Genomic DNA, 13262 nt, shown 5'->3' with positions numbered 1-13262 from the left:
TTAATCCTGGCGCCTTGTTGCGATAAGGCGCCATTTTTTTATTCACGCATTGCCAGCGCGCTGGCGCTTGCCGGATCGAACAGCGAAATACTCTCGATCTGATCCAGCATGATCACTTTGCGAAAATCCATGGCGCTTTTGGGCTCTGAATCGAGCGTAATATCATGCTCGGCATACCATTTGCTGTAGTTATGTTCGATACAGAGCTGCATGTTTTTCCCGTCACGGTAGCCGCTCAGCATCGGAATAAGCACGATATTGGCCGTTTTTTCATACTCCAGCGTGGCGGTATGGATCATCCCAATATAGATCCGCCGCGATTTCAGCGTGACGTGCGCCAGTTCACCTTCCTCCATGCACTGATAGAGCAGCTGTTCAATCCCGCTCGATTGCGCCAGCCGCTTGTAGAGCTTTTTTCGGCCTTCGCCGTCCAGCCGCGCGCTCCCGGCCCAGTTCGAGCGGTAGAGACAGAACAGGATCGCGAAGGTCAGCATTACCACCACCGGGGCCTGAATCCCCAGGAAGCTCCAGTTCATAAAATCAATTTGCCAGTCGGCATATTTTGCAGACGTGAAATGGAACGTGTTGTCGGCGGCGGAGAGGGCGAACAACAGCAGCCACAGCAGGCCGGTGGCGATCACGCCCTGAAGAACAAAAATACAGCCATACAGCGCCACAAGAAAATAGACGTCCCAGCCAAAGGATCGCTTGATTTTAAACCGTGTTGAGAGGTCGCGGCTGGTGTACCAGTACCCGCATACCATCAATACCATGAATATTGCCGTTCCCATTTCAGGCCCTCTTCAGCGCGTTGACATGGCGCAGAAAGTCCTGCCGCACCTCGTGGCTTTTGTAGTTAACCGAGGCGTTTCCATCCTGATCGATGATGATGCGGTCGCCATCCTCTACGGCTTCGATAATTTCCTGGTGACTCATGACCTGCAACAAGGATTCCGGGCTGGAAAAGAGCGTCATCAGTAAATGTTTCATCGCGTGACATCCTTATGAATTAAAAGGATAAGTCTGGAAGATAAATGGCACCTTTGCCTTAAGGTTATCCCTAAAAAAACGGCAGCCTGGCGGCGAAATTCAACTTTATGCACAAAATGGTTGCGCGAGGTAACACTTCAGGTCTTTGAAAAATAATAAGAATAAAAAATATATCTGCGCAAACTTGGACAAATAACGTTAATTGTGTAAGTTTAAATTATGCGATTTCGCTACGTTGTTTACACCCAGGATGTGACCCATGAGCACGTTGCCGTCCGTCATCAGTCGGTTCGTTGATTACTACGCCACGCTGGATACCCAGCCACCTTCGGCGCTGGCGGGAATTTATCGCGCCGATGCCACGCTTATCGATCCCTTTGGCGAACATAGCGGGGTGTTCGCGATCCAGCGCTATTTCACCCACTTGCTGGCTAACGTCCAGCACTGTCGCTTTACCGTTGATGCGCCGTTGCAGCAGGGCGATCGCTTTGTGGTCACCTGGATGATGCACTGGTCGCACCCGCGTATTGCCCGGGGTGCAGTGCGACAGCTGCCGGGCTGCTCCGTGGTAGACATGCGCGACGATCGCATTGTTCGCCAGCGGGATTACTACGATGCCGGAGAGATGATTTACGAACATCTCCCGATACTCGGCTGGGCCGTGCGCGGCGTGAAGCGGAGAGTGAAATCATGAAAACGGTTCTGATCACCGGCGCAAGCTCGGGCATCGGGGCGGGGCTGGCGAAATCTTTTGCTGACGATGGTCACCGGGTGATTGCCTGCGGGCGCGATGCGCAACGTCTGGCCGCTGTGCATCAGCACAGCCCCAACATCACGGTGCGCCTGTTCGATATGACAGACAGGGACGCCTGTCGCCAGGCGCTGGCGGACTGTGCTGCCGACACGGTGATTCTCTGCGCCGGAACCTGCGAGTATCTCGATCGCGGCGAGGTGGATGCCGAGCTGGTGGCGCGGGTCATGACCACCAATTTCATGGGGCCGGTAAACTGCCTTGCGGCGTTGCAGCCGCAACTGGTATCCGGCAACCGCGTGGTGCTGGTCAGTTCGATGGCGCACTGGCTTCACTTCCCGCGAGCCGAAGCCTATGGGGCCTCTAAAGCGGCATTAACCTGGTTTGCCGACACGCTGCGCCTCGACTGGGAACCGAAAGGGATTGCCGTCACGGTCGTTTCACCCGGTTTTGTCGACACGCCGCTGACCCGCAAAAACGATTTCCCGATGCCAGGCCGGGTCAGCGTGGGGGACGCCGTCCACGCCATTCGTCGCGGTCTGGCAAAAGGGAAGGATCACATCGCGTTTCCCGCCGGGTTCAGCCTGGCGCTGCGCCTGCTTTCCGGCCTGCCCGATGTACTTCAGCGCGCTTTGCTGCGCGGGATGGTGCGACCATGAAAATCGCAATTATCGGCAGCGGCATCGCCGGGTTAACCTGTGCCTGGCGGCTCGCCGGACATCATCAGATCACGGTGTTTGAGGCGCAGGCCACCCCGGGCGGCCATACCGCAACGGTGGATGTCGACACGCCCCAGGGCACCTTTGCCATCGATACCGGTTTTATCGTCTACAACGACCGCACCTATCCGCGCTTCATGGGGCTGCTCAGCGAACTGGGCATCAGCGGGCAAAAAACGCAGATGAGCTTTTCGGTGCACAACCCGCAGAGCGGGCTGGAGTATAACGGGCACACGCTGACGTCGCTGTTCGCCCAGCGTCGTAATCTGCTGAACCCTGCCTTCTGGACGCTACTGAAGGAGATCGTGCGCTTTAACCGGCTGGCGAAACAGACGCTCCGGGGCGAAGTCGATGGATCCGCCACGCTGGAAACATTCCTGCGCCAGCACCGCTTTACGCCCTTTTTTGCGCGCCACTACATCCTGCCAATGGGAGCGGCTATCTGGTCGTCGTCGCTACAGGAGATGAAACGCTTTCCGCTGCCGCTCTTTTTACGCTTTTTTGAAAACCACGGTCTGCTGGACATTACCCATCGTCCGCAGTGGTACGTCGTGCCAGGCGGCTCCCGGGAGTATATCCGCGCGATGATGGACAAGCTTGGCGATCGCCTGACGCTGCACCTCAACGCGCCGGTTCAGAAGGTTGTACGCCACGATCGTGGCGTCGATATTGAGCGGGAAGGCGTCACTCATACCTTCGATCAGGTGATCTTCGCCTGTCACTCTGCTCAGGCGCTGGCGATGCTCGCCAGCCCAACGCAGGCTGAACGTGAGGTGCTGGGTGATATCGGCTGGCAGCGTAACGAGGTGGTGCTTCACAGCGATCCGCGCTGGCTGCCGGTGCGCAAGCGCGCGTGGGCGAGCTGGAACTACCGCCTCAGCGAACAGGATCGGGCCAGCGCCTGCGTCACCTACAACATGAATATCTTGCAGGGACTGCCGCCGGGTAGCCCGCTGTTTTGCGTCACCCTCAACCCGGAAACGCCGGTGGAAGAACGCTATGTGCTGCGCCGCTTTGTCTATGAGCATCCGCTTTTTAACCCGCAAAGCTGGCAAGCTCAGGCCCGGCGCGGCGAAATAAACGGTCGCCATCGGAGCTGGTTCTGCGGCGCGTACTGGTACAACGGCTTCCACGAAGATGGCGTACGCAGTGCGCTGGATGTGGTAAACGCTATCGCGGCCGGGGAGGGCAACTGAGATGAACAGCTGCCTTTACCACGGTACATTGCGCCATCGTCGGCTTGCGCCAAAAGCGCACCACTTTACCTACAGCGTCTTTATGGCCTGGCTCGATCTCGATGAGCTGGACGCGCTGCCCTCCGTCGGCGTGCGCCGTAACCGCGTTGCGCCCGCGGCATTTTATGATGCGGACTACCCGCTGGGCACGCCGCTCAAAGAGCACGTCCTTGAGCGTCTGGAAAATCTGACCGGCGAGCGTCCGGCGGGGCGGGTCATGCTTCTGACTCAGCTGCGCTATTTCGGTTTTCATTTCAACCCGGTCAATTTTTACTACTGCTATGACGGCGAAGACACTCTGCGCTGGGTTCTCGCCGAAGTGCGTAACACGCCGTGGAATGAACGACATTACTACGCGGTAGCGGGGCGGGACGCCCCGCCGACGCAGAAAGCGTTTCACGTCTCGCCCTTTAATCCGATGGATATGGTTTACCACTGGCGCTTCAACAGCCCGGACAGCACGCTGCGCATGCATATCGAAAACCATCAGGAGACGAAGGTGTTTGATGCCACCCTGACGCTACGCCGGGCGCCGCTGACGCGCGCAGCGCTGCGTTCGCTGCTGGCGCGGATCCCGTTGATGACCCTCAAAACCGTTTTCGCCATTTACTGGCAGGCGCTCAGGCTGTGGCTGAAGCGCGTGCCGCTGCATAACCATCCCCTCAGCAGGAGTGAACGCTCATGACCGATCCCGTCTTTGCGCTTGAACCCGATATCCCGCGCAACGTCCGCGTCGCGCGATGGTTGCTCTTTCGCCTGCTGAACGGTCTGCGCGGTGGCTCGCTGACGCTGCGTGAAGGCGCGCAGACGTTCCAGTTCGGCGACGCCTCCGCCGCGCTTCATGCTGAGGTACAGGTACTTGCTCCGGGCGTCTACTGGCGCATTTTAACCGGGGGCAGCCTCGCCGCGGCACAAGCGTGGATGGATGGCGACTGGGAGACGCCCCACCTGACGCCGCTGCTGGAGCTGATTGCGCGTAATAGCCAAATCCTCGGGCAGCTGGAAAAAGGGTTTCGCCTGCTCGGGAAACCGGTGGAGCGGCTACGGCACTGGATGCGGCGCAACTCCCGCGCTCAGGCGCGTGAAAATATTGCCGCCCATTACGATCTGGGCAACGCCTTCTACGCCCATTTCCTTGATGAAGACCTGCTGTACTCCAGCGCGCTGTTTAACGGGGACGAGCAGGATTTGAACGCGGCTCAGCAGGCGAAAATGGCCAGGCTGTGCGACCAGCTGGCGCTCACGGCAAACGATCATCTGCTGGAGATTGGCACCGGCTGGGGGGCGATGGCGGAATACGCCGCCCGTCACTACGGCTGTCGGGTGACCACCACCACGCTGTCGCAGGAGCAGTACCACTGGGCCACCGCGCGGATCGCCCGGGCAGGGTTGCAGGATCGCGTTGAGGTGCTGCTTTGCGACTACCGCGATCTGACCGGGGTTTACGACAAACTGGTCTCGGTTGAGATGATCGAAGCCGTCGGCCAACGCTACCTGCCAACGTTTTTCCGTACCTGTCAGGCGCGTCTGCGTCCAGGCGGGCGGATGGCGATTCAGGCCATCACCATTCAGGATCAGCGCTATCGCGACTACAGCAAAAGCGTCGATTTTATTCAGCGCTACATCTTCCCCGGCGGCTTTTTGCCCAGCATCACCGCCATGAATGAACTGATGACCCGCCATACCGATTTTGTGGTGCGTAATCTCTTCGATATGGGGCCGGACTACGCCCGCACGTTGGCGCACTGGCGTCAGCGTTTCGTTCACGCCTGGCAGGAGATTGAAAAGCTCGGGTTTGATGACCGTTTCCGGCGGATGTGGCTGTACTACCTCGGCTACTGTGAAGCCGGATTTAATGCCCGCACCATCAGCGTGGTGCAGCTGACTGCGGAACGCGTATGAAGCGTTACGGGCAGGTATTTCTGTTGGCCATCGGGTTTGATCTCTACTGGACGCTGGTGGTGCTGTTTCGCGAGCAGGGGCTGGTCATCTGGATCGCGCTGGCGGTGCTTGCCTGGCTGTTATTACCGCCATCACACCGGGTATACGCCCTTGTGCTGGCGGCGTCGGGTGCGTTGCTGGACGCCCTCTGGGCGCTGACGGGGCTGATTGCGTTCACGGGCGCGTCCCTGATGCCGCTATGGATGGTGGCGCTGTGGCTAATGTTTGCCACCGTCTGGACGCACCTGACCCGCACGACCACCTTGCCAGGATGGTTGCTGACGGTGCTGGCGACTCTGGGCGGACCGGTAGCCTACCTGATCGGCGAGCATCTTGGGGCCATTACGTTTCAGGAGCCGACCTTTATCGTCGTCAGCTGGATGTTCCCCGGCTGGCTGGTGCTGATGCTGTTTTTCCACCTGTTGATGGGGAGACAACAATGAGAAATCTGGTACTGATGCTCGCGTTATCCGTCTTCACCTGTACCGTGCAGGCGGCAGACTGGCTGAGCTGGCGCAAGGTGGGTGACGCCACCCTCACCTGGGGGCCGTTTACCGTCTATACCTCTCAGCTTCTGACGCCCGACGGCAGCTATACAGGATTAGACGGCGATAATGCGCTGATTATCACCTATGCCCGGGACATCGATGGTGACGACCTGGTCGAGGCGACCCGCGACCAGTGGCAGGCGCAGGGCATTTTGCAGCAGGAGCCGCAGAGTGAAGCCTGGCTGCGGATGCTAAAAGCGCTCTGGCCCGACGTCACGCCCGGCACGCAGCTCGCGTTTGTGGTTAATAACGGCCAGGGACAATTCTGGTATCGCCCCACGGCGTCGCAGAAAAAATTTACGCCACTCGGGCCACGTCAGACGGCAGCGTTTAGCTCACGCTTTCTGGCGATATGGCTCGATCCCCGCACCGAATATCCTGAACTGCGTCAGCAGTTAACTGGAGGAGCACAATGAAACGTTTCCTGTTTATGGCGCTTGCCCTGACGATGCTGGTGGCCGGATGTAGCACCGAGGTGACAGAGTATCGTCAGCAGCAGCCACGGCTTGATATTTTTACTTACTTCCAGGGGAAAACCGAGGCGTGGGGGATGGTGCAGGATCGCAGCGGTAAGCAGATCCGCCGTTTTCACGTCGAGATCGCCGGGGATGTTATCGGCGATACGCTGACCCTGAACGAGCATTTTGTCTACGATGACGGCGAAAAGCAGCAGCGCGTCTGGCATATCCGCCGCGTTGGGCAGAATCGCTATGAAGGCACGGCGGGTGACATAGAAGGTGTCGCGACAGGCCAGGCGGCGGGCAATGCCCTTAACTGGCGCTACAGCATGAACGTGAAGGCGGACGGCAAAACCTGGCTGCTGCACTTTGATGACTGGATGTATTTGCAGGACAGCACCCGTCTGTTCAATAAAACGGAGATGAAGAAATTTGGCGTCACCGTCGCCACGGTGACGCTGTTCTTTACCCGCAAAGAGGGCGGTTAATCCTCTTCGGGCTGAGGTTTACTGCTTGAGTAGATGAAGAAGAGCGCAATACTCAGGCAGACGACGGCCCCGAAACGGCTCACTGAAAACGGAATGGCTTCATTGTTCAGCCAGCCAAAGTTATCAATCAGCATGCTCATGGCCAGCTGGCCCAGGATAACCGCTACCGTGGCAACAGCGGTCCCGATGCGCTGCACCGCGAGCACCATAATCACGATATAGGGCACGCCGCACAGGGCGCCCAGAAGCTGCCATTTGGGTACATCCATCAGGCTGACCGCCTGTTTCGGCTCAAAAAAGAAGATCAGCAGGGCGGTCACCAGCGCGCCGACGGAAAACGTCAGAAACGCGCTTTTGAATACCCCCACGCTGCTGCCTAATTGCCCGTTAATGGCAGCCTGAATGCTCAGCGTTGCGCCGCCAATCACCGCCAGAATAATCATAATCACTGTCATAACGTTACCCCTGCGCCACGAGAATGAGCGCGGCGATGATAAATCCCAGCGCAATAATGCGTTTTGTATCGATCCTGCGGTGCGGCGTACCCAGCAGGCCATAGTGGTCGATAATCAGGCTTTTAAAAACCTGGCCTGCCAGAATGCCGATCATCGTCATGGCAATGCCGATCGCAGGCGTGGCAATGGTGAGAATGATGACGTAAACCGGGCCGAGCACGCCGCCCAACAGGTGCCATGAAGGCTGCGCAAAAAATGAGGGACTGTTGCGGGGGCTGAAAAACAGCATCAGCAGAAACGTTAGCCCCGTTCCCACGCTAAATATGCTGAACGCCGCCCACAGGTCGCCCACCTCTGCGCCCAGCGGCCCCAGCAGCCCGGCTTCCACGGACAGCCCCATGCCACCGGCAATCACCAGTAAAATTAAAATAATGTGCATAACGCTTTTTCTCCTTTTTCCAGGCGGAGAAGATTACGTCTGAACATCATTGAGAAAAATGCCATAATGCAGGAAACACCTGTGCAGGAAATGCATTAATGATAGATGCCGGACATATCAGCATTCGCGCGCTGCTGATCTTCATCGACGTTTATGAAACGCAGAATTTTTCCGTGGTGGCGAGGCGGGAAGGGATTTCTGCGTCGCAGGTCTCACGCGTGATCCACCAGCTTGAGGACGCCCTCGGGCAACAGCTTTTCTACCGCAACACGCGGGCGATTATGCCCACAGAGAGCGGGCATCTTTTTGTGCGCTATGCCAGGGCGATGGCCGGGAATATGGAGGACGCGCGACGCGAGTTGGATGAACGCGCCCGCGAGCCGTCGGGCACGCTGCGTATCAATGGCCCGGTCTTTTTCGGACAGAGGCACATCGCGCCTGGCCTGCCGGGGCTTCTGGCGCGTTACCCGCGCCTCTCCATTGAACTGACCCTCACCGACGATTTTATCGATCCGCACCGTGACGCCGCGGACGTTATCTTCCGCATCGGCGCGCTGACGGACTCCTCGTTTCACGCCCGGGTGTTTGGTCAGCAGTTCTACCATCTGGCGGCCTCGCCGGACTATCTGCAAAAACATGGCGCGCCCGAGGGGCCGGACGATCTCAGCCTTCACCACTGTCTGGTTTACCGCGGCTCGTCCGGGCCTAACCGCTGGCTGATCCGACAGCCGGGCGAGGCGTGGGTTCACTATCCCATCGTACCGCTGATGACTTCCAATAACGCGGAAACGCTCCTGATTGCGGCGCTGGGCGGTATGGGCGTTGTGCTTTTCCCGGACTGGATGGTGAGCGAACGACTCAAAAGCGGTGAGCTGGTGGCACTGCTGCCGGAAATGGAGTGTTCAATTAATACGGAGCCATTGACGATTGCGGCGATTTACCCGAACGCGCGTCATCCGCCCCTGAACGTCAGGGCGGTGATTGATTACTATATTGAGCGATTCGGTACGCCGCTGTACTGGCAAACCTGAAGGTTAGCGGGCAAGCTCGCGACGGATAATGTCAGCCCCGGCGCTTAACGCCTTCAGCTTACCGTTGGCGACCTGGCGGGAAAGGGGAGCCATACCGCAGTTGGTGGACGGATAGAGCTTATCTGCATCAACAAACTGCAACGCCTTGCGCAGCGTATCGGCGACCTCTTCAGGCGTTTCGATGGTCTGGGTGGCGACGTCAATTGCCCCGACCATCACTTTTTTACCACGGATAAGCTCCAGCAGATCCATTGGTACGCGCGAGTTATGGCACTCCAGCGAGATAATATCGATCTTTGAGGTCTGCAACTTAGGAAACGCCTCTTCATACTGGCGCCACTCGGAGCCGAGCGTCTTTTTCCAGTCCGTATTGGCTTTGATGCCGTACCCGTAACAGATATGTACCGCGGTTTCGCATTTCAGTCCTTCAATGGCGCGCTCCAGCGCGGCAATGCCCCAGTCATTCACCTCGTCGAAAAAGACGTTAAAGGCAGGTTCATCGAACTGAATAATGTCGACACCGGCCGCCTCCAGCTCGCGGGCTTCCTGATTAAGGATTTTTGCGAACTCCCAGGCCAGCTTTTCACGGCTTTTATAGTGAGCATCGTATAGCGTGTCGATCATGGTCATCGGGCCGGGCAGCGCCCACTTGATCGGCTTGTCCGTCAGCTGGCGCAGGTATTTCGCGTCGTCAACAAACACCGGTTTCTGACGCGCCACCGCGTCTACCACGGTCGGCACGCTCGCATCGTAACGGTTACGGATGCGTACCGTCTGACGGTTCTCAAAATCCACGCCGCTGAGATGTTCAATAAAGGTGGTGACGAAATGCTGGCGAGTTTGTTCCCCGTCGCTGACGATATCAATCCCGGCGCGAATCTGTTCATCCAGAGACAAACGTAGCGCATCCTGTTTCCCTGCAAGTAATTCCTCGTCCTGGAGTTTCCACGGCGACCAGAGCGTTTCCGGCTGCGCAAGCCAGGTGGGTTTCGGCAGGCTGCCAGCCGTCGATGTCGGGAGCAATGTTTTCATGAGAAGAACCTTTTATCCGTATTAAATGAAAGCGTGAAGTGATGAGACCACTGCTCAAGAAGGGTTTTGTAGGGTTTGATAAACCGCTCTTCGGTATATTTCCCCTGTTCAATGGCCAGCCGGCTGCGCTCTTCACGGTCATAGACGATTTTTGTTAATGAGTGATCCTGCTGATTCAGGTCGGGCTGATAGCACTGTCCCGCAGCGGAATTGGCATTGTAAATTTCCGGTCGATAGATCTTCTGGAACGTCTCCATGGTGCTGATGGTGCCGATCAGCTCCAGATTGGTGTAATCACGCAGTAAATCGCCGGTGAAGAAGAAGGCGAAAGGCGCGACGCTGTTTTCCGGCATGAAATAGCGAACCTTCAGGCCCATCTTCGCGAAGTACTGTTCCGTTAGCGACTCGCCGTCCGGCTGGTACTCATACCCCAGCACCGGGTGGTGGTTACCGGTACGACGATAGGTGTCTTTGCTGGAGACGCTCAGGCAGATCACCGGCGCTTTTTTGAAGTTCGCCTGATATTCCTCAGAATGAACGAAGCTTTTAAAGATATTGCCGTGCAGCTCGCCAAAATTCTCGGGGAGGGTAAAACGGGGTTGATCTTTATTATGCTCCAGCAGCAGGACGCTGAAATCATAGTCACGAACATACGATGAGAAGTTATTTCCGACGATGCCTTCGATGCGCTCGTGGGTTTTTTTATCCACGATTGTCGTTTGCAGAATTTCGATGGCCGGGAAAGTAAAATCGCCGCCGATATTCATATCGACTGAAATAATCTCCAGCTCGACGGCATAGCGGTCAGCTTTCGGGTTATCCCAGCTCGCCAGCGCGTTAAAGCGGTTGTTGATCATCACCAGCGTGTTGCGCAGGTTCTCCTGACGCTTCTCGCCACGCGCCAGGTTGGCGAAGTTGGTGGTCGTGCGCGTGTTTTCTGACGGGTTATAATTTTCATCAAAGCAACTGCGCTTAAGGGTAAATGTGAAAGCCTGACTCATTTGGTTATGCATCCTAAGTTCATGTTGCCGGAACGTTATCAATGCATAATTTATGCCTGAGCCCCTGGCGCAGGGGAAGTGACTTAATTTCACTGCAACATGAGGGTTCTTCATGAACTGCGCGATTCAGGTATAATCCCCCGACATTTCCAACCGGTTTAAACGAACATGACAAAACTCACCCTACAAGAGCAGATGCTGAAAGCGGGCTTAGTCAGCAGTAAAAAGATGGCCAAGGTCCAGCGCACGGCGAAAAAATCCCGCGTCCAGGCTCGCGAGGCGAGAGAGGCTGTTGAAGAGAACAAGAAAGCCCAGCTGGAGCGTGATAAGCAGCTGAGCGAACAGCAAAAACAGGCGGTGCTGGCAAAAGAGTTCAGGGCGCAGGTGAAGCAGCTGATTGAGATGAACCGCATCACCGTGGCGAAGGGCAACATTACCTTTAACTTTACCGACGGCAACCTGATCAAAAAAATCGAGGTCGATAAGCAGACGCAAACCCAGCTGATCAACGGCCGTCTGGCGATTGCCCGACTGGTGATTAATGCGAAGGGCGACTGTGATTACGCGATTATCCCGGCGGTGGTGGCGGATAAAATTGCCCAACGCGATGCGGACAGCATTGTGCTTAACAGCGCGCTGAGTCAGGAAGAGCAGGACGAAGACGATCCGTACGCAGACTTTAAAATCCCTGACGATTTAATGTGGTAATCCCCGCTCAGAATGGCGCGGCGTGACAGGCGTTTATCGTCTCGCCGCTCAGCGGATGAATAAAATTCAGAACGCTGGCATGCAGCATCAGCCGGGGCGTTTCTTCCGCGCCCGGCCATTCCAGACCACCATACAGATCGCACCCCAGAATAGGGTGGCCTAACTGCTGGCAGTGAATGCGCAGCTGGTGGGTGCGCCCGGTCTCCGGGGTAAGCTCTACCCGCGTCAATGGCATTGTCGTATCCTGATAAATACGTTCCATCACCCGATAGCGGGAGCGAGCGGGCTTACCTGTGCGGGCACAGATCGTCATCAGCGGAAACAGCGCCGGATCTTTGGCAATCGGGGCATCCACGGTCCCTTCGTCCTGTTCCACATGTCCGCACAACAGGGCGGTGTAAACCTTGCTCACGGCGCGCTGGCTGAACTGGTGGCAAAGCGCGGCGTTAATCGCTTTGTTACGCGCAATGACCATCAGACCCGAAGTGCCAAAATCAAGACGATGCACCAGCGTGCAGCCGGGAAAGGTTTGCACCAGACGGTAGTGGACGGAATCGCGGTTTTGCGGATTTTTCCCGGACAGGCTGAGCAGGCCGGAAGGTTTGTTGATCAGCAGCAGATGCTCGTCCTGCCAGAGGATCTCAATGTCGTCGTGACAGGGTGGTGCAATAAACGTATCGATAATGACAGACATCAGGCCGCCCGGCTGGAGAGTGGGTGCGGATGATAACGAAATATGCAGGAAAAGAAAAACCCTCCCACCGGGCGGTGAGAGGGGGAGATCTTAGGCAGCGACCAGGCTGTCGATAGCGGCTTTCGCGTCGGACTGCGCTTTGGTAGCCACTTCCGGGCCGTAAGCGATACCTTCAGCGAACACAAAGTTCACGTCGGTAATGCCGATGAAGCCGAGGAACAGGGTCATGTACGGCGCCACCAGGTCGGTTGGGGTATCTTTGTGAATACCGCCGCGGCTGGTCAGTACAACCGCACGCTTGCCTTTTACCAGACCTTCCGGGCCGTTCTCGGTGTAACGGAAGGTTACGCCAGCGCGCGCCACCAGGTCGAAGTAGTTCTTCAGCTGGGTAGGAATGTTGAAGTTGTACATTGGGGCGTTGATCACGATAACGTCGTGCGCCTGCAATTCAGCAATCAGCTCGTCGGAAAGCGCCAGGGCTTCCTGCTGACGCGGGGTAAGAGGCGCATCGCTCGGACGCAGCGCGCCAACCAGCTCGCCGTCCAGCACAGGAATTGGGTTTGCCGCCAGGTCACGCACGGTGATTTCATCCGCGCTGTGCTGTTCACGCCACTGTTCAACGAAATAGTCAGACAGCTGACCAGACTGTGAATACCCTGCCAGAATACTGGATTTCAACACTAATACTTTGCTCATGGGAAATTCCTGTTTTGTATTTGATTGAGGGGGTTGCCCCGTTGCTTGTTGACACTTTATTCACAATCCTGCCACA

18 protein-coding genes are annotated in these 13262 nt (G+C 56.9%); 10 read left to right on the top strand and 8 right to left on the bottom strand.

Features of this window, described 5'->3' with window-relative positions; genetic code table 11:
• Positions 1-38: 38 nt before the first annotated feature.
• The gene (locus CU081_RS16955) at positions 39-791 is read right to left on the bottom strand and encodes a hypothetical protein (RefSeq protein WP_022651152.1); all 753 of its coding nucleotides are present in this window, start codon (positions 789-791) and stop codon (positions 39-41) included.
• 1 nt (position 792) lies between these two features.
• Positions 793-990: a hypothetical protein gene (locus CU081_RS16950; protein WP_003857318.1), complete on the bottom strand. Its 198-nt coding sequence runs from the start codon at positions 988-990 to the stop codon at positions 793-795.
• 259 nt (positions 991-1249) lie between these two features.
• Between CU081_RS16950 and CU081_RS16945 the strand changes: the two genes are divergently transcribed.
• From CU081_RS16945 to CU081_RS16910, 8 genes are read left to right on the top strand one after another with little or no spacing between them, the layout of a single operon-like run.
• Complete coding sequence (locus tag CU081_RS16945; RefSeq protein WP_003857316.1) at positions 1250-1684, top strand: nuclear transport factor 2 family protein; 435 nt, start codon at positions 1250-1252, stop codon at positions 1682-1684.
• A complete protein-coding gene (locus CU081_RS16940) occupies positions 1681-2400 on the top strand; it encodes an SDR family NAD(P)-dependent oxidoreductase (protein ID WP_003857315.1) in 720 nt (239 codons plus the stop codon). Before CU081_RS16945 ends, CU081_RS16940 begins: the two co-directional genes overlap by 4 nt.
• Positions 2397-3656 (top strand): NAD(P)/FAD-dependent oxidoreductase, encoded by a 1260-nt coding sequence (locus CU081_RS16935; protein WP_003857313.1) that lies wholly within the window; start codon positions 2397-2399, stop codon positions 3654-3656. Before CU081_RS16940 ends, CU081_RS16935 begins: the two co-directional genes overlap by 4 nt.
• Before the next feature lies 1 nt (position 3657).
• A complete protein-coding gene (locus CU081_RS16930; RefSeq protein WP_003857311.1) occupies positions 3658-4380 on the top strand; it encodes a DUF1365 domain-containing protein in 723 nt (240 codons plus the stop codon).
• Positions 4377-5597 (top strand): SAM-dependent methyltransferase, encoded by a 1221-nt coding sequence (locus CU081_RS16925; protein WP_003857310.1) that lies wholly within the window; start codon positions 4377-4379, stop codon positions 5595-5597. The genes CU081_RS16930 and CU081_RS16925 overlap by 4 nt, the downstream gene beginning before the upstream one ends.
• Positions 5594-6079 carry a DUF2878 domain-containing protein gene (locus CU081_RS16920; protein WP_003857308.1) on the top strand — a complete coding sequence of 162 codons (486 nt, stop codon included), beginning with the start codon at positions 5594-5596 and terminating at the stop codon, positions 6077-6079. Before CU081_RS16925 ends, CU081_RS16920 begins: the two co-directional genes overlap by 4 nt.
• Positions 6076-6600, top strand: a complete 525-nt coding sequence (locus tag CU081_RS16915) for a hypothetical protein (RefSeq protein ID WP_003857307.1) — start codon at positions 6076-6078, stop codon at positions 6598-6600. Before CU081_RS16920 ends, CU081_RS16915 begins: the two co-directional genes overlap by 4 nt.
• On the top strand, positions 6597-7130 hold the full coding sequence (locus CU081_RS16910; protein ID WP_003857306.1) for a DUF3833 domain-containing protein: 534 nt from the start codon (positions 6597-6599) through the stop codon (positions 7128-7130). The genes CU081_RS16915 and CU081_RS16910 overlap by 4 nt, the downstream gene beginning before the upstream one ends.
• Here CU081_RS16910 and CU081_RS16905 read toward each other — a convergent pair.
• Both CU081_RS16905 and CU081_RS16900 read right to left on the bottom strand, forming a co-directional pair.
• Positions 7127-7585, bottom strand: a complete 459-nt coding sequence (locus CU081_RS16905; protein WP_003857305.1) for a DMT family transporter — start codon at positions 7583-7585, stop codon at positions 7127-7129. The genes CU081_RS16910 and CU081_RS16905 overlap by 4 nt on opposite strands.
• A gap of 4 nt (positions 7586-7589) precedes the next feature.
• On the bottom strand, positions 7590-8024 hold the full coding sequence (locus CU081_RS16900) for a DMT family transporter (protein WP_003857304.1): 435 nt from the start codon (positions 8022-8024) through the stop codon (positions 7590-7592).
• A gap of 98 nt (positions 8025-8122) precedes the next feature.
• Between CU081_RS16900 and CU081_RS16895 the strand changes: the two genes are divergently transcribed.
• Complete coding sequence (locus CU081_RS16895) at positions 8123-9055, top strand: LysR family transcriptional regulator (RefSeq protein ID WP_003857303.1); 933 nt, start codon at positions 8123-8125, stop codon at positions 9053-9055.
• Between the two features lie 3 nt (positions 9056-9058).
• Here CU081_RS16895 and CU081_RS16890 read toward each other — a convergent pair whose 3' ends face one another.
• Positions 9059-10087 (bottom strand): methionine synthase, encoded by a 1029-nt coding sequence (locus CU081_RS16890; RefSeq protein WP_003857302.1) that lies wholly within the window; start codon positions 10085-10087, stop codon positions 9059-9061.
• The gene (locus CU081_RS16885; RefSeq protein WP_022651153.1) at positions 10084-11088 is read right to left on the bottom strand and encodes a DUF1852 domain-containing protein; all 1005 of its coding nucleotides are present in this window, start codon (positions 11086-11088) and stop codon (positions 10084-10086) included. Before CU081_RS16885 ends, CU081_RS16890 begins: the two co-directional genes overlap by 4 nt.
• Positions 11089-11256: 168 nt before the next feature.
• Between CU081_RS16885 and CU081_RS16880 the strand changes: the two genes are divergently transcribed.
• On the top strand, positions 11257-11796 hold the full coding sequence (locus tag CU081_RS16880; RefSeq protein ID WP_003857300.1) for a DUF2058 domain-containing protein: 540 nt from the start codon (positions 11257-11259) through the stop codon (positions 11794-11796).
• A gap of 7 nt (positions 11797-11803) precedes the next feature.
• Here the strand turns inward: CU081_RS16880 and CU081_RS16875 are convergent, their stop codons facing one another.
• Together CU081_RS16875 and azoR are read right to left on the bottom strand one after the other, a co-directional pair.
• Complete coding sequence (locus CU081_RS16875; RefSeq protein WP_003857299.1) at positions 11804-12490, bottom strand: RluA family pseudouridine synthase; 687 nt, start codon at positions 12488-12490, stop codon at positions 11804-11806.
• Between the two features lie 90 nt (positions 12491-12580).
• Positions 12581-13186 carry an FMN-dependent NADH-azoreductase gene (azoR, locus tag CU081_RS16870; RefSeq protein WP_003857298.1) on the bottom strand — a complete coding sequence of 202 codons (606 nt, stop codon included), beginning with the start codon at positions 13184-13186 and terminating at the stop codon, positions 12581-12583.
• Between the last annotated feature and the right edge of the window lie 76 nt (positions 13187-13262).

Source organism: Enterobacter sp. CRENT-193 (assembly GCF_002787395.1).
GTDB classification, from domain to species: Bacteria; Pseudomonadota; Gammaproteobacteria; order Enterobacterales; family Enterobacteriaceae; genus Enterobacter; species Enterobacter hormaechei_C.
The sequence above is the reverse complement of the archived record's forward strand: the minus strand, read 5'-3'. Positions and strand labels throughout refer to the sequence as shown.